This window comes from Methylobacterium sp. AMS5, from assembly GCF_001542815.1.
Taxonomy (GTDB): domain Bacteria; phylum Pseudomonadota; class Alphaproteobacteria; order Rhizobiales; family Beijerinckiaceae; genus Methylobacterium.
Genome location: NZ_CP006992.1, coordinates 3,255,177 through 3,272,341, shown reverse-complemented (window position 1 = coordinate 3,272,341; position 17,165 = coordinate 3,255,177). Strand labels below are relative to the sequence as shown.

At 65.7% G+C, this 17,165-nt stretch carries 16 protein-coding genes; 10 read left to right on the top strand and 6 right to left on the bottom strand.

All coding sequences use genetic code 11. The features are described 5' to 3' along the window. The first annotated feature begins 26 nt into the window (after window positions 1–26). The gene (locus Y590_RS26475; protein ID WP_144439979.1) at window positions 27–1,451 is read left to right on the top strand and encodes an HAD family hydrolase; all 1,425 of its coding nucleotides are present in this window, start codon (window positions 27–29) and stop codon (window positions 1,449–1,451) included. A 147-nt stretch (window positions 1,452–1,598) separates the two neighbouring features. Here the strand turns inward: Y590_RS26475 and Y590_RS14670 are convergent, their stop codons facing one another. The 3 genes from Y590_RS14670 to Y590_RS14660 form a co-directional block, all read right to left on the bottom strand. Continuing rightward, window positions 1,599–1,874 carry a hypothetical protein gene (locus Y590_RS14670; protein ID WP_060770507.1) on the bottom strand — a complete coding sequence of 92 codons (276 nt, stop codon included), beginning with the start codon at window positions 1,872–1,874 and terminating at the stop codon, window positions 1,599–1,601. Window positions 1,875–1,979: 105 nt separating this feature from the next. Continuing rightward, a complete protein-coding gene (locus tag Y590_RS14665) occupies window positions 1,980–3,650 on the bottom strand; it encodes a cyclic peptide export ABC transporter (protein WP_060770506.1) in 1,671 nt (556 codons plus the stop codon). Window positions 3,651–3,861: 211 nt separating this feature from the next. Continuing rightward, the gene (locus Y590_RS14660) at window positions 3,862–4,830 is read right to left on the bottom strand and encodes an SPFH domain-containing protein (protein WP_060770505.1); all 969 of its coding nucleotides are present in this window, start codon (window positions 4,828–4,830) and stop codon (window positions 3,862–3,864) included. Between the two features lie 308 nt (window positions 4,831–5,138). On the opposite strand from Y590_RS14660, the gene Y590_RS14655 reads away from it, so the two are divergent. Next, window positions 5,139–6,434 carry an LLM class flavin-dependent oxidoreductase gene (locus Y590_RS14655; protein ID WP_502689460.1) on the top strand — a complete coding sequence of 432 codons (1,296 nt, stop codon included), beginning with the start codon at window positions 5,139–5,141 and terminating at the stop codon, window positions 6,432–6,434. Window positions 6,435–6,484: 50 nt separating this feature from the next. Here Y590_RS14655 and Y590_RS14650 read toward each other — a convergent pair whose 3' ends face one another. Together Y590_RS14650 and Y590_RS14645 are read right to left on the bottom strand one after the other, a co-directional pair. Beyond that, window positions 6,485–6,808, bottom strand: a complete 324-nt coding sequence (locus Y590_RS14650; RefSeq protein WP_060770503.1) for a hypothetical protein — start codon at window positions 6,806–6,808, stop codon at window positions 6,485–6,487. A 146-nt stretch (window positions 6,809–6,954) separates the two neighbouring features. Next, window positions 6,955–7,194, bottom strand: a complete 240-nt coding sequence (locus Y590_RS14645) for a hypothetical protein (RefSeq protein WP_060770502.1) — start codon at window positions 7,192–7,194, stop codon at window positions 6,955–6,957. A 405-nt stretch (window positions 7,195–7,599) separates the two neighbouring features. Between Y590_RS14645 and Y590_RS14640 the strand changes: the two genes are divergently transcribed. From Y590_RS14640 to Y590_RS14620, 5 genes are all read left to right on the top strand, one after another. Then, window positions 7,600–7,812 carry a hypothetical protein gene (locus Y590_RS14640; RefSeq protein WP_060770501.1) on the top strand — a complete coding sequence of 71 codons (213 nt, stop codon included), beginning with the start codon at window positions 7,600–7,602 and terminating at the stop codon, window positions 7,810–7,812. 71 nt (window positions 7,813–7,883) lie between these two features. Continuing rightward, the gene (locus Y590_RS14635; RefSeq protein ID WP_060770500.1) at window positions 7,884–8,180 is read left to right on the top strand and encodes a hypothetical protein; all 297 of its coding nucleotides are present in this window, start codon (window positions 7,884–7,886) and stop codon (window positions 8,178–8,180) included. Window positions 8,181–8,312: 132 nt separating this feature from the next. After that, window positions 8,313–10,208 carry a tetratricopeptide repeat protein gene (locus tag Y590_RS14630; RefSeq protein ID WP_060770499.1) on the top strand — a complete coding sequence of 632 codons (1,896 nt, stop codon included), beginning with the start codon at window positions 8,313–8,315 and terminating at the stop codon, window positions 10,206–10,208. 956 nt (window positions 10,209–11,164) lie between these two features. Then, window positions 11,165–12,808 (top strand): porin, encoded by a 1,644-nt coding sequence (locus Y590_RS14625; protein WP_060770498.1) that lies wholly within the window; start codon window positions 11,165–11,167, stop codon window positions 12,806–12,808. A gap of 133 nt (window positions 12,809–12,941) precedes the next feature. Next, window positions 12,942–13,817: a 4-(cytidine 5'-diphospho)-2-C-methyl-D-erythritol kinase gene (locus tag Y590_RS14620; RefSeq protein ID WP_060770497.1), complete on the top strand. Its 876-nt coding sequence runs from the start codon at window positions 12,942–12,944 to the stop codon at window positions 13,815–13,817. Window positions 13,818–13,835: 18 nt separating this feature from the next. Here the strand turns inward: Y590_RS14620 and Y590_RS14615 are convergent, their stop codons facing one another. Next, entirely contained in the window at window positions 13,836–14,858 is a 1,023-nt protein-coding gene (locus Y590_RS14615; protein WP_060770496.1) for a polyprenyl synthetase family protein, read from the bottom strand. 202 nt (window positions 14,859–15,060) lie between these two features. Here Y590_RS14615 and Y590_RS14610 point away from each other — a divergent pair, with 202 nt between their 5' ends. From Y590_RS14610 to Y590_RS14600, 3 genes are all read left to right on the top strand, one after another. Further along, entirely contained in the window at window positions 15,061–15,288 is a 228-nt protein-coding gene (locus tag Y590_RS14610) for a putative signal transducing protein (RefSeq protein WP_060770495.1), read from the top strand. An 11-nt stretch (window positions 15,289–15,299) separates the two neighbouring features. Further along, on the top strand, window positions 15,300–16,052 hold the full coding sequence (locus Y590_RS14605; protein ID WP_060770494.1) for a tRNA1(Val) (adenine(37)-N6)-methyltransferase: 753 nt from the start codon (window positions 15,300–15,302) through the stop codon (window positions 16,050–16,052). A gap of 226 nt (window positions 16,053–16,278) precedes the next feature. Next, a complete protein-coding gene (locus Y590_RS14600) occupies window positions 16,279–17,139 on the top strand; it encodes a S49 family peptidase (RefSeq protein WP_060770493.1) in 861 nt (286 codons plus the stop codon). Window positions 17,140–17,165: the final 26 nt, after the last annotated feature.

Sequence of the window (17,165 nt, the reverse complement as noted above, 5' to 3'; positions counted from 1 at the left end):
TTTCGGTCTCTGAGGAGTCTTTAGACATGTCAAAGATCGATGTCGATACTCTCATTGTTGATTTGGACAATACTCTTTTTGATTGGTTTGCTGTTTGGCATGCCTCGTTCAACCCAATCTATCAGCTGCTTTTAAGTTCAACATCTCTTCCCGCAGAACGTGTCGAGGCAGATATTCGACGCATTCATCAAGCAAGATGCACCTCAGAATACACGTTTCTTGTAAATGAATTCGAATGCATTGCTCCAATTATCGATTCTCAGGATTTTAGAAACTCGTTAGATGCAGCACTTCTCGCCTCAAAAAGGGGCCGCGACGCAAACATGCGTCTCTACCCCGAAGTCTTTCGGAGCTTGTGGAACATAAAAAATAGAGGAACCAAAATAATAGCTTATACTGAGTCTATGGGATTTTATAGTGCATACAGATTGAAAAGATTCGGTCTTGATGGTGTGATTGACGTCCTTTTTTGCCCACAAGACCACGAAACGCCTTCGGGTATTAGCGTAGAAAAACTGCGCAGCTTACCTGACGAATTTTATGAGCTTCAAGTGACCGAGCTTCGGCATACGCCACCTGGTGAGTTGAAGCCTAATCCGCGTGTTTTGCTTGACATAATTCAGACGGTAGGTGCGGCGACTAAGCGCTGCGCATACGTAGGCGACAGTCTTTTTAAAGATGTCGCGATGGCGCGGGACATCAGTGTATTCGATATTCATGCCAAGTATGGTGAGAGCCAGAGAAAGCCCGAATACGAATTGCTCAGGAAAGTATCGCATTGGACTGAGAGCGATGTGAAACGTGAAAAAGAAATCATTGAAAGAGGCCATAATTTCACACCAAGCGCGACGCTAGAAAGTAGTTTCTCGGAAATATTCAATTTCTGCAATTTTGTTGAGTTTGACGATAAGAAGGCGGATGAGAAAAAGGAGCAAGATCAAAAAAATGCCCTAGAAGCCTGGAAAAAAACTGTCGATGTCCAGCAACATTTCAATGACCTGTCTATGCGCACTCGAAACTTCGCCATAACGGTTGTGGGCGCTTTGATTGCAGCTGTGGGATTTACATATCAGCAAGGGCTACAAGTTGAAATATTGGGCCTCAAGGCCGCTGCTGGAGTTGGATTTGTAGTTGCGGCTGCTTTTGCTTGGCTTGCATTTTTCTTTATGGATTACTATTGGTATCATATATTTTTGAAGGGCGCAGTTGCCCATGCTGCAGAAATAGAGAGCAGATTTAAAGATGAAATTCCTGGTATTGGGCTTGGCAATTCAATATCGGCAGTAAGTAGCAATGTAAGTTTCATGGGTTTTCGGATCAATTCAAGTCGCAGGCTCTTGCTGTTCTATTCTTTGGGCGCGGCGATGATTGGGGTTGTGTTTGTGACACTGTTGGGCGCAAAGCCTATTGTGGGAAGTGCCGTTGCCCCTATCAACCGGCAAGTGCAATAGCCAGTAACCGCCGCTGATCCTATCAAAGTAAATCTAAATGACATCTAAATTTATCATCTAATGCATTGTAATAAAACGTTATTATATCAAAATAAAAATATAAAGGTAATATTATCTAGAAACGATGAAGTAATGCTTCCCGCTGTCCTACTCAACCTCCCCCTCCATCGCCGCGAGAAGATCGGGCGGGAGAACGTCGAAGTCGGGGGCCATGCGGATCTTGCCGCGGAGCGCACCCGGCCGGCGTGCGCGACGGGGTGGGGCTGCGGGCGGCCGAAGCTCGGCGAGGACTTCGTCGCGGGACATGATGAGGAACGAGCGTCCCTCCCGAACCTGGCGCAGAAAGCCGGCCATGTTGCCCCGGAACTCTCGCACTCCGAGCCGCTGCGGTTCCGGTGCGTCACCCGGCTTCGCTTCGCTCATCGCGCTACCTCAGGATCGTCAGTGTACGCAATCTGTGTACGCTGAAAATGCACCGTCATGCGAGCTCCGGATTCGGCCAAGCGCCCGCACCGCGAAGCGGCCGGATCAGGCCGGTTCGGCCATCGCCCTCTCCGTGATCGCCACGATCCGCCCTTCCGCCAAGTGCAGCACCCGGTCGGCGGCACCGAAGTAGCGGTCGTCGTGGCTGATGACGATGAGGGTTCGGCCGCCGCTTCGCAGATCCGGCAGAAGCTCCTCGTAGAAGCGGCGCCGGAAGGTCGGATCCTGTTCCGCGGCCCACTCGTCCAGCACGAGGACCGGGCGTCCTTCGAGAACGGTCTGGACCAGGGCGAGGCGCTTGCGCTGGCCGGTCGAGAGATCGGTGGTGGAGAAGCGTCCCTCGCTGATGCCGACCTTGTGGGCCAGATCGAGCCGTTCCAGCAGGGGCCGGGCGGCATCAGGGTCGGCGCCGTCTGCGGGGATCAAGTCGTCGAACAGGTGGTAGTCGAAGAAGATCGCCGAGAAGTGCTGGCGGTAGGCGTCGCGCGTCTGCGCCGTCACCGGCACGCCGTCGAGCAGGATCTCTCCCGCTTGTGGCGGGTAGAGGCCGAGAAGCAGCTTGATCAGCGTCGTCTTGCCCGAGCCGTTCTCGCCGACGATGAACAGGATCTCGCCGGCCCGGATCGTCAGGTCGAGCGGGCCGAGGGTGAAGGGGGCCTTGTCGCCGGCCGCCGGGAAGCCGTGGCTCACGCCGCGCAGGGCGATCTCCCGGATGCGGCGGGCCGTTGCGGGTGCTTGCGCGGAAAGCAGGTTCGGCTCCGCCTCCGTCCCCTCCGCCGCGAACTCGGCGATGCGCCTATAAGCGATCTGTGCCTCGCCCATCACCGGTACGAAATGAATGAGCTGCGAGATCGGTCCCTGGATGTAGAGCAGCACGAGCACGAAGCCGGAGAGTTCGGCGCCGCTGATGCCGGCCAGAACCTTGTAGGTGATGAGGCCGGCGAAGAGCAGGAAATTGCTCGATTGGCTCAGCATCGACAGCGATTGCTGGATGACGGCGATCCGCGTCATCAGGTGGCGCCCCTGCTCGATGCAGGCCTTGAGCGCGACATCGCGGAGGTGGAGCCGGCGTTCGCGGCCGATGCGCAGCTCCTTCGCGGCCTCGGTGAGGGTGAGATAGTGCTTCTGGCTCGCCTCGCGGTTCTTGCGGACCTCCTCGAAGGACCGGAGCATGTTCCGGCGCAGGGCGTTCGCGCCGAGGCTCTCGAGGATCAGGACCGCTGCCGTCACCGCGGAGAGGGCGGGTGACAGAAGGATCATGTAGGCCCCGCAGCCGATCAGCGTCCCGCTCGCGACCACGATCGGCGAGAGGAACGCGATGGCCGAGAAGATGGTGGTCACGTCGCCCTGGAGCGAGGCGAGCAGCTTGTGCTTGCCGACTCGCTCGATCCGCTCGATCGGCGCAGTCAGGATCTTGTCAGTGAGGTCGCGGCTGAGCGCCGCCTGGATGCGCCCGCCCGCGTAGGTGTTGCCGAGGCTGGCCGCAAAGGTGCCGAGAATGCTCAGGGCCGCGAAGCCGGCAAACGTCAGAAAGACGCCGTCGGCGAGCGCGCCCTCGCCGTGGAAGGCCTCGTTGATCTTGGCCAGAGCCGCTGCGGTGGCGAGGCCGCCGACCGCCCCGAGCGCTGTCGCCACGCTCACCAGCGGCCAGACCGGCCGGAGCAGCCGGATCGCGTCGTGCCTGAAATGACGAAGGATTGCGCCGTCCTGCCCCATCCTGCCGATTCCTCCGAGCAAGGTCGCCGCCTGCTGCGGGGACCGGGGCATCTGCACTAACGACAGGTCTGGTGAAGGTGAAATGCCGATCCGGGGCATCTCACCCCTCACGCGAATGAGTTTTACAAATTCTCATTTTGGAGATACTTGAACAGCAGGCCCGATTCGCCGATGCGCTCAATCTCAGGCGCCGGATCGGTCCGTAGCGGCCTTACGGCTTCGTCCCCACGCTCACCACCGGCGTCGCCTCGCGATCGCCCACGATCATGATGAGCATGTTCTGCGCCATGCTGGCGCGGCCCTGATCGTCGAAGAGGATGCCGGCATGGCCGTCCTCCGGCTGTTCCAGGCGGCGGATCGTGTCGCGCACGATGGCGACCGCGCCCTCAACGATCTGGCGGCGGGCCGCGATGATGGCGCCGGCCTGCTGGCGCTTGAGCATCGCACCCGCGATCTCCGGCGCGTAGGCGAGATGGGTGATCCGCACGTCCTCCACCACCACGCCCGCCACCGCGACGCGCTGGCCCAGTTCCGTGATCAGGTCGGCATGGATCGCGTCGCGGTCGGCCCGGAGCGAGGCGACGCGGGTGGCCTTCTCCGCGAGCCGGCGCTTGGCATCGCCCGCCTCGTCGCCGACATTTTCCGCCTCCTCGTGGTCGTAGGGCCGGGTCGAGGCGATGTTGCGCAGGGCCGCTTCCGCCTGCAGCGAGACGAAGTCGTGGTAGCTGCCGACGTCGAAGGTGGCGCGCGCGGCATCCTGCACCCGCCAGATCGCAGCGGCCGCGATGGTGATCGGGTTGCCCATCAGGTCGTTGACCGTGATGATCTTGGTCTCCTGCGCCTCGGTCGCGAGCGAAACCTTGGCCACCGCGGTCAGCGGGTTGCGCCACCAGAAGCCGTCGCGGGCGATGGTGCCGTGATAGCGCCCGAACAGGGTCAGCACCGCGGCTTGCCGCGGCTTGAGGGTGATGAGCCCGGCCAGCAGCACGATCCCGATCACGAGCACCACCACCGAGACCAGCAGGAATGCGGGGCCGATGCTGCCGCGGCCGAGCACCAGCACGCCGCCGCCGAGGAAGGTCAGGGCCGCCAGCACGAGGCAGGGGATGGCGATGAAGAGCGCCACCCAGCCGTTGACGGCGCGATAGGGCACATCCTGCGTGACGTTCGCTCCAGCCATGCTCGCCTCCCTCGTATCTGCCGTTCGGCCCGAACCTTACGGAGGCGGTGCGTGCAATCCTAGAGCATCGTCCCGAAAGGCGGTTGCCGGCTTTCGGAAAAAAGATGATGCAAAAACAAGAGCCTAGAGCATCGTCCTGGATCAGGTATCCAGGACGATGCTCTCGGGCGGTGGCATCCTCACGGCCGGCGCTCATGAGTGGTGATGCCGGACCGAGGCGGCGCACCATATCGGCGGCACCGAAGGATTGATGCGGCTGGAGGACCCCGTTGAGCGAACCTCGAAAACAACTTCATCTCGGCGCATTCATGCGCCCGATCGGCATCCACACCGCGTGGTGGCGCTATCCCGGCGGCTTTCCGGACGCGAACTTCAACCTCGACCACCTCGTGCGCTTCGCCCGCACCCTGGAGGCGGCCAAGTTCGACGCCTTCTTCATGGCCGACCATCTGGCGGTGATGAACATGCCGATGGAGGCGCTGAAGCGCTCGGCCACCGTCACCTCGTTCGACCCGCTGACGCTGCTGCCGGCGCTGGCCATGGTGACCGAGCGGATCGGGCTGATCGCCACCGCCTCCACCACCTACAACGAGCCCTACCATGTGGCCCGCAAGTTCGCCTCGCTCGATCATATCTCGAAGGGACGCGCCGGCTGGAACCTCGTCACCTCCGGCAACCCGGACGAGGCGCTGAACTTCGGCCGCGACGCGCATCTCGACCACGCCACCCGCTATGCCCGCGCCCGCGAGTTTTTCGAAGTCGTCACCGGGCTGTGGGATTCCTGGGCCGACGACGCCTTCATCCGCGATGTCGAGCAGGGGCTGTTCTTCGATCCCGAAAAACTCCGCACCCTGAATCATCAGGGCGAATTCCTGAAGGTGAAGGGGCCGCTCAACGTCGCGCGGCCGGTGCAGGGCTGGCCGGTGATCGTGCAGGCCGGCGCCTCCGAGGCCGGGCGCCAGATCGCGGCGGAGACCGCCGAAATGGTGTTCGGCTCCGCCTCGTCGCTCGAGGCGGGCCAGACATTCTACGCCGACGTGAAAGGCCGGATGGCGGCGGCCGGCCGGTCCCGCGACGCCCTCAAGATCCTGCCCGGCGCCTTCGTCGTGGTCGGCGGCACGGAGGCGGAGGCGAGGGAGAAGAAGGCGCGGCTCGACGCGCTGGTACCGGTCGAGAGCGGGCTCGCCAACCTCTCGGTTCGTCTCGGCACGGATGTCAGCGGCTTCGATCTCGATGCGCCGCTCCCCGAAATCCCGGAATCGAATGCCAGCAAGAGCGGGCAGGCGCAGATCGTGGACTATGCCCGCCGAACGGGGGCGAGCGTGCGCGAACTCGCCCGCCGCGTCGGCGGCTATGGCGGGCTCACCTTTATCGGTACGCCGGAGCAGATCGCCGACCGAATGGGGGAATGGCTGGGGGCGCAAGCCTGCGACGGCTTCAACGTCATGTTCCCCTTCGTGCCGGAAGGGCTCGACGACTTCTGCGCGGAGGTCGTGCCCGAACTCCAGCGGCGCGGCCTGTTCAGGACGGAATACGAGGGAACGACCCTGCGCGACCATCTTGGCTTGGAACGGCCCGGCAACCGCTTCTTCGAGACGCGATAGGCTCCCCGCCGAACCCATCGACGGTCCCGCGGAGAGTCTCTCAGCGCGGGTCAGCGCCGGTTGGTCATCCCGTAGATCGCAAAGCCCACCAGCGCTGCGAGGCCGAGGGTGAGCAGGCGGTTGCTGCCGAGCGTGTCGGCGGCGGCCCATCCGGTGCTCTTGGCACTTTCGATCACGGCGCGGCCCCGTAGGATGCGCGCGGCCCGTTGCCGGTTCGCCTCCCGCGTCGGCAGGTGGACGATGTAGATGTCGCCCTCACGGTCGATATCGATGCTGTTGCGAGCGAACCCCGCCCGCACGAGGCGGTCCTTGGCGGCGTGGGCCGCTTCACGGCTCGTGAAGTCGGCTTCGACGCCGACGGTCTCCTGGGACATGTCTCCTCCTCGATAGGCGTGGGGCTGTGCCGCGCGCGATCCGTTCGCCCCGAACCGTCGCAAGACGGCCGATGGCGCGCGTTTCGTGAGGCACTCCAAGCGGGAGGAGCAATCCGGGCCTGCCCTTCACGGTTCCGCGAGAAAGATCACGCCGCCTCGGCCTCGCAGGCATCGATCCGCACGGCGCCGTCGGCCGTCAACGAGCAGATCACCGCCGTTCCGTCATCGAGCGCGAAAGCATGGAACAGGCGTCGCTCGAGTTCTTCGAGCCCTTCGCCGGGTAGTTCTGCGATTTCGCCCCGCGTCCGTTCTTCGAGAGCGGGGAGAACACCGCTTCTCTCGGCGATCTCCTGCGCGGATTGCGTCAGAACGATATCGAAAGACATTGCCGCCTCCCTATTACGACGCCGGTCACGACTTGTTCGATCCCCGCGAAGACAGGACCCTCTTGCGACTTTTTTGGGGCAGCCTTTTTCCGGTGCGGGAAACACCTGAACGGTCAATGGCTTGGCGGGGTCTGCAGCCGCGCTGCCGATCGTGACGTATCGGCCGGAACGACTGGGGACGGACAGCCGGCCGGATCGGGGTGCCGACATCCCGCCCGGTCGAACGCGACCGGGCTGCTGTGACGCATCGGCTCGGAGCAGCTTTTCGGGGTGTTCTCCGGTTTCGACCGGCGGGCCGCACATCCGACGCCGACCCGCCGGTCGCAAAGATCCGCCCAAAGATCCGCCGGAGCGTCGCGCGTTCCGATCACGCTAAGAACATCCCCGGCAGGGAGGCCGGCCCCCATGAATTCCATCCTCGTCGTCGCCTTGATCTGTGCGTCCAGCGTTTCGATGCCCGATTGCTCGCGGGAAACCGCTCTGGACGTGATCATCGGTCCGGCCCACACACTTCAGGAATGCCTGATCCAGGGCCCCGTCCTGGCCGCGAGCGCGGGCCATGGCTCGGGCGCCGACACCTACGTGAAGACGCGCTGCGAACAGCGGAAGCCGCGATAGGTTTCGTTTCCGCGCACGCTTCTTCCAACGGACGGCAACGACCCTGCGGGGCAAGGCTTTGGGAGGCACCGATGACAGAGGATGATACGGTCGATCCGGCGCGCGCCGTCGCGGTGGGCCTGCGGGCCCGCCTCGCGGTGGTGGAGCGCACGGCATGGTTCGGTTTCATGCACGCGATGCGCGAGCGGCCCGAGGAAACCCGAGCCTTCATCGAGGCCGAGCGCGTGCGATGCCGCGAGGGTTTCGGCAGCGGCGCCTGGGCCAAGGACCTGACCGCCGCCGAGCGGGCGCTTCTCGGCGAGGAGGTCGATGCCGGCCTCGCCCAACTCGTGGAGGATGCCCGCGCCGAGCTCGGCGACGGCACCTGAACGAGCCCCTCCCCCGCGCCATCCTTTCGCCTTGCGGACATGGCGGGAAGAGTACAGTGTCCCCCGCCAAACCGGGACCGGCCGGAGGAAGCTCCGTCCGTCGGGCCCGCGAAGGAGCCGTGACTGGTGCCTATGTTCGGATACGCCGCCCGCCGGAGCGCCACCGCGCTCACCCTGCTGCTTGCTTCGACCGGTCTCGGCACCCTGCCGGCCGCGGCCATGCAGCCGCGGGAATCCTCGCCGCTCTCAGAGTACGAGCCGGCGGAGTCGCTCGAGGGCAACTTCCTCTCCGCCTACATCGCCGGTGCCTCGAAGGACACGGCCGCCGCCGCGAGCTACTACCGCGAGGCGGTGAAGGGCGATCCGCGCAACGCCGAGCTGCTGGAGCGCGCCTTCGTGTCGCTGCTGGCCGACGGCGCCATGACCGACGCCTTCCGCGCCGCCGAGCGGCTCGCCACCCGCGAAAGCTCGAACGGCCTCGCCCAGCTCGCCCTCGGCGTGCGCCAGCTCAAGGCCGGCCAGTACGGCCCCGCCCGCCAGAGCTTCGGCCGGAGCGGCCGGGGCGCGGCCGCCGACCTCACCGGGACGCTGCTGACCGCCTGGGCCTATGCCGGCGCGGGCGACGGCAAACGCGCCTACGAGACGCTGAACCGCCTGCGCGGCGAGCGCTACTTCAACGTCTTCCGCGACTACCATGCCGGGTTGATCGCCTCGGTCATCGGTGACCGAGCGGAGGCCGAGCGCAAGCTGAAGGCGGCCTACGACGCCGACCACAACACCCTGCGCATCGTCGACGGCTATGCCCGCTTCGAGGCCGGCATCGGCCGCACCGATCTCGCCATCGACGCCTACAGCGAGTTCGAGAAGGTGATGCCGCGCCACCCCCTCGTGGTGGACGCCCTCGACAAGCTCAAGGCCGGCAAGCCGCTCAGCCCCCTGATCGCCTCGGCTCAGGAGGGCGCGGCGGAAGTGCTGTACGGGCTCGGCTCGGCCGGCTCGACGCAGGGCGACGAGCTTCCGGCGGTGGTCTATCTGCGGCTCGCGCTCTACCTCGCCCCCGACCACGCCGTGGGTCGGCTGACGCTGGCCGACGCCCTCGACCGCATGAAGCAAGTCGAGCGCTCGAACGAGGCCTATGCGCAGATCCCGGCCTCCTCGCCGCTCAAGCTCAATGCCGACATTCAGATCGGTCTCAACCTCGAGCAGTTGGGCCGGGGTGACGAGGCGCTCCAGCACCTCGACACGGTCCTCAAGGCGAACCCCGACAACGTCGACGTCATCTCGGCGCTGGGCAACGTGCAGCGCGCGCGGAAAAAGTTCACCGAAGCGACAGAGACCTATACCCGCGCGATCAACCTGATCGAGCCCGGCCGTGAGGCCAACAACTGGACGCTGTTCTACTTCCGCGGCACGGCCTACGAGCGGGCCGGCGAGTGGCAGAAGGCCGAGGCCGACCTCAAGAAGGCGCTCAGCCTCGTTCCGCCGACCCAGCCGAACGCCAAGGCGCAGGTTCTCAACTACCTCGCCTATTCCTGGGTCGATCGGAATATGAACATCGACGACAGCTTCACCATGCTGAAGCAGGCCGTCGATCTCTCCCCGCGCGACGGCATGATCATCGACAGCCTCGGCTGGGCCTATTTCCGCCTCGGCCGCTGGGACGACGCGGTGCGCGAGTTGGAGAAGGCGGTCGAGCTGAAGCCGGGTGACCCGACCATCAACGATCACCTCGGCGACGCCTATTGGCGCACCGGCCGGCGACTTGAGGGCAAGTTCCAGTGGCAGCACGCCAAGGACCTGAACCCCGAGCCCGACGAGCTTGCCAAGATCAACGCCAAGCTGAAGGACGGCCTGCCCGAGCCGGACAAGCCGACCGCCACCGCCGAGAACCCGCCCGCGCAGGACCCGGCGCAGACCGTGCCCGCTCCGGTGGCGGCGCCGCACAACGCGGAGAACCCGGAATTGCCGAAGGGCGCCCCCGCCCCGAGCGAGCCGCCGGGCGCCGCGGACAAGAAGCCGGGCAAGTGAGGGGCGGCACGTCCCCCCTCCCCTGCACGATGTCGCCCTCGAAGTCCGTCGAGTGGCGAGGCCGCTGACGGTCATGGCGGGGCTCGGCGCCGCTCATCCTGAGCGCCGCTTCGTTCGGCGCGTTCGCGTCTGTGATGGCGCAAAGAGCGGATCGACCGACGCTCTTGGCTCCCATGATGTCCATGCGTCGTCCGGGACGTCGGGTCCGAGACGACGGGCGGGCGTATCGTGGCGCATTGTCTGTTCGAGAGGACCGGCCGTCACCGCTCGGGTGGGTGCCCCAGGGCGTGCCTCCTGCCCGAGCCGGTCGCCGGGTTCTGCTGCAAAGGTTGGCATCGCCGGCCGGATCTCGGGTGCCTCTGCGTCCGCGTCCGCCGTTCGAAGCCCATGTCCGTCGCTGTCCATTATCAGTTGTTGCATCGGCGCGACATGGGGCTTGAGGCGGATGTGTTGGTTTGATCCTGCCGTATTTCGACGACTCGGGTATTCTCAGAGAATGCTCGACAATTCATTCGCGGCCGAGAGTATTTTTCGGCGCAATTGGCCGCTATTTTTAGTATAAATTGGTTGAATTATTATTCGGTAATTTCCTGTTGAATTGACTGGCAATTTTGGTCTGTAAATGCGATAAAATCGAGTTTTTATACAATTTTCAATATTTTAGGTAGAATTTTTATGCCCTATAAAATGCGCATACTGATCCATTCGCGCTCTCATTATTTGGATGTCACCCTCCTGGTCCGATCTCGATTCCGACCGGCGATACGTTTTGGCTCTTCATCACCGTTCGATCGAATCGAGGTCGCGGTCGGCAGCCTACACATGACGCATGTCGCCGCGCGGAGCGTGCGGCCGGTCGAGTTTCGCGACTCGGCACCGATCTGAGCGGCACAAGACTTGTAGTAGCCACGACATCAGCAAACCAACCGGCGCGTGTGGCCGGAAGAGGAGTGTCGATGTCGCGGTTGAAATCGGGCCTGCTGGCCTGCTGCGCCAGTCTCCTCGCCGGCCCTGCCGGACACGCGGCGGATGACCCCGGTGGGAACAGCAGACCGATCGACGACGTGCGCGCCTGCAACGCCTACGGTGCCGGATTCTTCTTCATTCCCGGTACGGAGACGTGCGTCCGCTTCTCCGGCCGGGCGCGCTACGAGGCAGGTTTCGTTCCGAACCGCAACCGTACGCAGAGCCAAGGGGACCTATCCCAGGCGCGCGGGATGATGCGTCTCAATCTCGATGCCCGCAGCCAAACCGATTACGGCCTCTTACGGGCCTTTCTCCGTGTCGAAGCCGCGAGCCGCACCGGCATCCTCCAGTCCACCGGTACGCAGCAGCGCATCGGCAATGCCTTCCCGGCCCTCGGTCAGGATACGTTCGGCCGCGTCCAGAATTTTTTCGTCGTCGAAAAGGCCTTCGTCCAGTTTGCCGGCATTACCGCTGGCCACGCTGCCTCCTTCTTCGATTTCTACGCGCACGATTATGAGATGAGCGGCCTCACGACCGGATCCAATCTCTCTTCGACCAACCTGCTTGCCTATACGTCGAGGATCGGCGGCGGCCTGAGCCTGAGCCTGTCGATGGAAGACCCCTTTTTTCGGAAGCAGCCGGTCTATGCGGCCTCCGTCGCGGCCGATGCCGCCCCGCTCGGTGCGCCCTCGCAGTTCGTCGTGCCGACGTCGGCACCGACACCCGTGATCCTGGCAATCGATTCTGGCTTCAACGCCACGGGCGTCGCCTTCCTCGACGCCGTGCAGCGTGCCCGCATGCCCGACTTCGTGGCGGCGCTGCACTACGATGACAGCTGGGGCTCCGCCCATCTCTCCTCCGCCGTCGCGAACATCAATGTGGGCGGCTTCATCGCCACCCCGGCACTCGGCCCGGCCGGCACCACCATCGCGACTGAAACGGCGGCCGCACTCCTGGCGGCGCGGGGTGTCACGTCCGGCGCGCAGACGGATTACGGCTGGGCGGTGCAAGCCGGCGTCAAGCTGAACCTGCCGATGATCGCGCCGGGCGATGGCATCTACCTTCAGGCGGCCTATGCCGAGGGAGCCATGAACTACACCGGGTTCACGTTTTTCTCGGGCAGCTACGCAAGCAATCTGACCCCGATTCAGGGTGCTTCCGTCCAGCAATTCGTCTCGGATGCCGTGGTCAACCCGATGACCGGCAAGCTCGATTTGTCGACGAGCTTCACCGTGGTCAGCTCCTTTCTCCATTACTGGTCGCCGGAATGGCGCTCGGCCTTCTTCGGCAGCTACGGTGCGCTCGACTACAAGCGCGGAACGCGCGAAAACTTCAGCATGCTGAATGATTTGGTTGGCAACGCCGCCCCGCCCAATGCTTTCGCCAATCCGGTTGCCTTCAGCCTTAGTCCCGTGCTTCGCGACACGGATCAGGTGATCGCCGGCGTAAGTCTGATCTGGTCGCCGGTCCGGGACCTCGAGATCGGCATTGAGGGCACGTATATCGGTACTTCGGTCCAGAGTGGGCGCGTTCCGGATGCGACCTACCCGATCCTCGTGAACGGTCTGCCGTTCGTGACGGCCAGTCGCCACGATGCAGGTCAGATCCGCATGCGCATCCAATGCGATTTCTAGAACATCGCCCCGAAAGACGGGCGCGCGACCGTCAGCCCGTTGGCTGCTGCGGGCCGGTGCCAACCGCCTTGCTCGTCGGGAAGGCTCCCCCTATGGCAGTGCCCGTCCCCTGCCTCATCGGCCGAGAGCTCCTGTGTCCGTCCTCACCACCCGCGCTCCGGCCAAGATCAACCTGACCCTGCACATCCTCGGCCGCCGGCCCGGCGACGGCTACCATGCGCTGGAGAGCCTCGTGGCCTTCGCCGATGTGGCCGACACGCTGGAGCTGGTGCCGGGTCCTGATCTGTCGCTGGATATCTCCGGCCCCACCGCCGGGCCGGCCGGACCGCTCGACGACAACCTCGTCCTGCGCGCCGCCCGCCACCTCGCCGCGGGCGTGGGCGGCCTGAGGCTCGGTGCGTTCCGCCTCCACAAGCAACTCCCCGTCGCGGCCGGGATCGGCGGCGGATCGTCGGATGCCGCCGCCGCCCTGCGGTTGCTCGCGGAGTCGAATGGGCTTTCCCTCGACCACCCGGCCGTGATCGCCGCGGCCCGGGCGACCGGCGCCGACGTGCCGGTCTGCCTCGATCCGCGGGGGCGGATGATGCGCGGAGCGGGTGAGGAGATCGGGCCGGTGCTCGGCCTCGCATCGCTGCCGGCGGTGCTGGTCAATCCCGGCGTGCCGGTCGCGACCGCGCCGGTCTTCAAGGCACTCGGCCTCGCGGTCGGTCAGCGGCTCGACGGGGCGGAGCATCCGGTCGTCCGGTCTGGCCTCGATGCGGACGCCGTGCTCGGCGCCATCGCGCCGGCCCGCAACGATCTCGAAGCGCCGGCCCTTAGCGTCGCCCCCGTGATCGGCGAGGCCCTGGCGTTGCTGCGGGCTCGGGCCGGGTGCCGGCTTGCGCGGATGTCGGGCTCCGGGGCCACCGTGTTCGCGATTTTTTCCGACGACGGGGCGGCGGAAGCGGCGGCCGGAGCGATCCGCGCGGCGCGGCCGGATTGGTGGGTCGAGCCGACGCGGCTCGCCTGATCCGTCGGCTAGGGGCGCTCAGTGCGCCCGGGCGATGCAGAAATCGACCACCTGCAGCAGGGCGGCCTTTATCGGCCCCTGCGGGAAAGGCTCCAGCGCCGCGCGGGCCTGATCGCCGTAGTGGCGCGCCCGCGCGATCGTGTCGTCCAGGGCGCGATGGTGGCTCAGGATGGCGAGGGCCTGCTGGAGATCGCCCTCCGCCCGATCCTCGCGTTCGAGGGTGCGGCGCCAGAAGGCGCGCTCCTCGTCCGATCCGCGGCGGAGCGCCAGCACGATCGGCAGGGTGATCTTGCCCTCGCGGAAATCGTCGCCGACATTCTTGCCCAGGGCCGCGCTGGTGCCGCCGTAATCGAGCACATCGTCGATGAGCTGGAACGCGATGCCAAGGTTCATGCCGTAGGCGCGGCAGGCCGCCTGCTCGGATTCCGGCCGTCCGGCAAGCACCGGGCCGACTTCGCAGGCCGCCGCGAACAGCTCCGCGGTCTTGCCGCGGATCACGGCGAGATACGCGTCCTCGCTCGTCTCGATGTTCTTGGCGGCGGTGAGCTGCATCACCTCGCCCTCGGCGATGACGGTCGCCGCCGCCGACAGGATGTCGAGAGCGCGCAGGCTCCCGACCTCGACCATCATGCGGAAGGCTTGGCCGAGCAGGAAGTCGCCGACGAGCACGCTCGCCTCGTTGCCCCACTTGATGCGGGCGGCGACGCGCCCGCGGCGCATGTCGCTCTCGTCCACCACATCGTCGTGGAGGAGGGTCGCGGTGTGCATGAACTCGACCGCGGCGGCGAGCTTCACCGCGCCGTCACCGCTGCCGTAGCGGCACAAGTCGGCGCAGGCGAGCGTCAGGATCGGGCGCAGGCGCTTGCCGCCGGACGCGATAAGGTGGTTGGCGACCTCGGGGATCATCGCCACATCGGAGCCGGTGCGCGACAGGATGGTCGCGTTCACCCGCTCCATCCCGGCCGCGACGAGGCTCACGAGATCGGTGAGGCTGGCCTCCGGATCGGAGCGGCCTTCATCGAGGGTAACGACGACGCCCAAAGCGCGATGCCTCCGGAAAAACTCTCGACCGGCATCCTGCCGGAACCCCTGCCCCGCGGCTGCCCCTGTCGCACGGGGCCGGCGGCAGGGCAACACGCGGTCGTGCCGCACGGCTGCACGGCTGCGCCAGGGCGTGGACAATGTTACGAGCCGGGAGGCCGCGCGATCCCCCCGCGGGGTTTCGGCAAAGGATGACGATGCCGTGAAGGAACTGATCCGCAGCAACGACATCGTCCTGATCGGCTTCGCGCGTTCGCTTTTGGAAGAGGCGGGCGTCCCGCTCTTCGTCGCCGACGAGCATATGAGCGCGCTGGAAGGATCGATCGGCATGTTCGGCCGGCGCCTGCTGGTGCCCGACGACCATGCGCCGCAGGCCCGCCGCATCCTGATCGATGCCGGCTTGTCCGCCGAACTGCGCGACGCGCCCTGAGTGAGCCACTCGTGAGCGCCGAGCCGGATGCCTTCCTCGGCGGTCGCCTGAGGCTGCGCCAGCCGCCCCGCGGCGCCCACCGCGCCGGCACAGACGCGGTGCTGCTCGCCCGCCTTCTGGCTCCCGCGCCGGGCGCCACGCTCTACGACCTCGGCGCGGCGACCGGCGCGGTCGGGCTGGCAGCAGCACTTCTCTCCGAGGCGGGCCGCGTGGTGCTGGTCGAGCGTGATCCCGTACTCGTCGCCCTCGCCCGGCAAAATGCCTCGGCGAACGGGCTCGACGCGCGTGTCGCGGTGATCGAGGCGGATATCCTCGCGCCGGGGGCGCAGCGCCGGGCGGCGGGCCTGGAGCCGGACAGCGCCGACATCGTGCTGACCAACCCACCCTTCTTCGAGGAGGGCGCACACCGCCCCTCCCTCGTCCCGCAAAAAGCCTCGGCACACAGCTTCGTGGCTGGCGGACTCGATCTGTGGCTGAGAACCTGCGCCGACCTGCTGCGCCCCGGCGGACGGCTCGGCCTGATTCACCGGGCGGATGCCCTGCCCGCCTGCCTCGACGCCCTGCGCGGGCGCTTCGGCGATTGCGCCGTCCGCCCAATTCATGGGCGGGCCGATCGACCGGCGATCCGCGTGCTGATCGCGGCGGTGAAGGGCAGCCGCGCCCCGTTTCGCCTGCTGCCGCCCCTGGTGCTTCAGGACGAGGCCGGGCGCTTCACGCCGGAAGCCGAGGCGCTGCATCGAGGTGACCCCTGGCCGGCGCCGTGAAGCCGGATCGCGGCCGAAGCGGGCGCCCGCCGCAATGGATCGGCCGGCGGCGTCCTGCTAACGGAGAACGAACCTGCCCCATGGAGCCGTATCCGACCCCATTGCATCGGGTCGGTGTCTCCGGCCCCTTGTTTTGACGTGCATTCTTTCGATGAGCCGGTGACCCCTTCGTCGGAATGCGTTTTAGGAAGCTGCGCACCTGCGCGTTCTGAAAAATAAGGCCGCCATGCCGCTGACCGTCCCGACCTGGATGCGCCGCCTCCTGCCCCGCCGCTTCCGTGAGACCCCGGCGCGGGTCGCCGTGGTGCGTCTGAGCGGGGCGATCGGTGCCGTCTCGCCGATCCGGCCGGGCCTTTCCATCGGCACGGTGGCGCCGAGCCTGGAGCGTGCCTTCACCATGCCGGGCCTGTCGGCGGTGGCGCTCGTCATCAATTCCCCCGGCGGATCGCCGGTGCAGTCGCACCTGATCTACCGGCGCATCCGGGCGCTGGCGGTGGAGAAGGAGATCAAGGTCTTCGCCTTCGTGGAGGATGCCGCGGCCTCCGGCGGCTACATGATCGCCTGCGCCGCCGACGAGATCGTCGCCGATCCCGCCTCGCTCGTCGGCTCCATCGGCGTGGTCTCGGCCGGTTTCGGTTTCGACCGGCTGATCGAGCGCATCGGCATCGATCGCCGCGTCCACACCCAGGGCGAGGCGAAGGCGATGCTCGACCCGTTCCGCCCGGAAAACCCGCAGGACATCGCCCGGCTGAAGGAGATCCAGGCCGACGTGCAGGCCCTGTTCTCCGGCCTCGTACGCGAGCGCCGGCCGATGCTCGACGCCAGCCGCGATCTGTTCACCGGCGCGGTCTGGACCGGGCGGCAGGCGCTCGATCTCGGCCTCGTCGATGCGCTCGGCGACCTGCGCGGCACCCTGCGCGCCCGCTACGGCGAGAAGGTCGACCTGCGGCTCGTGGCCGAGAATCGCGGTTCCTGGCTCGCCCGCCTGCTCCGCCGCGCCGGTCCGGGCCAGACGGCCGCCGGACTCCCCGATGCGCTGATCGCGGCGGTGGAGGAGCGTGCCGCCTGGGCGCGATTGGGCCTTTAAGCGAACGATCCCGCCGGTCTGTCCCG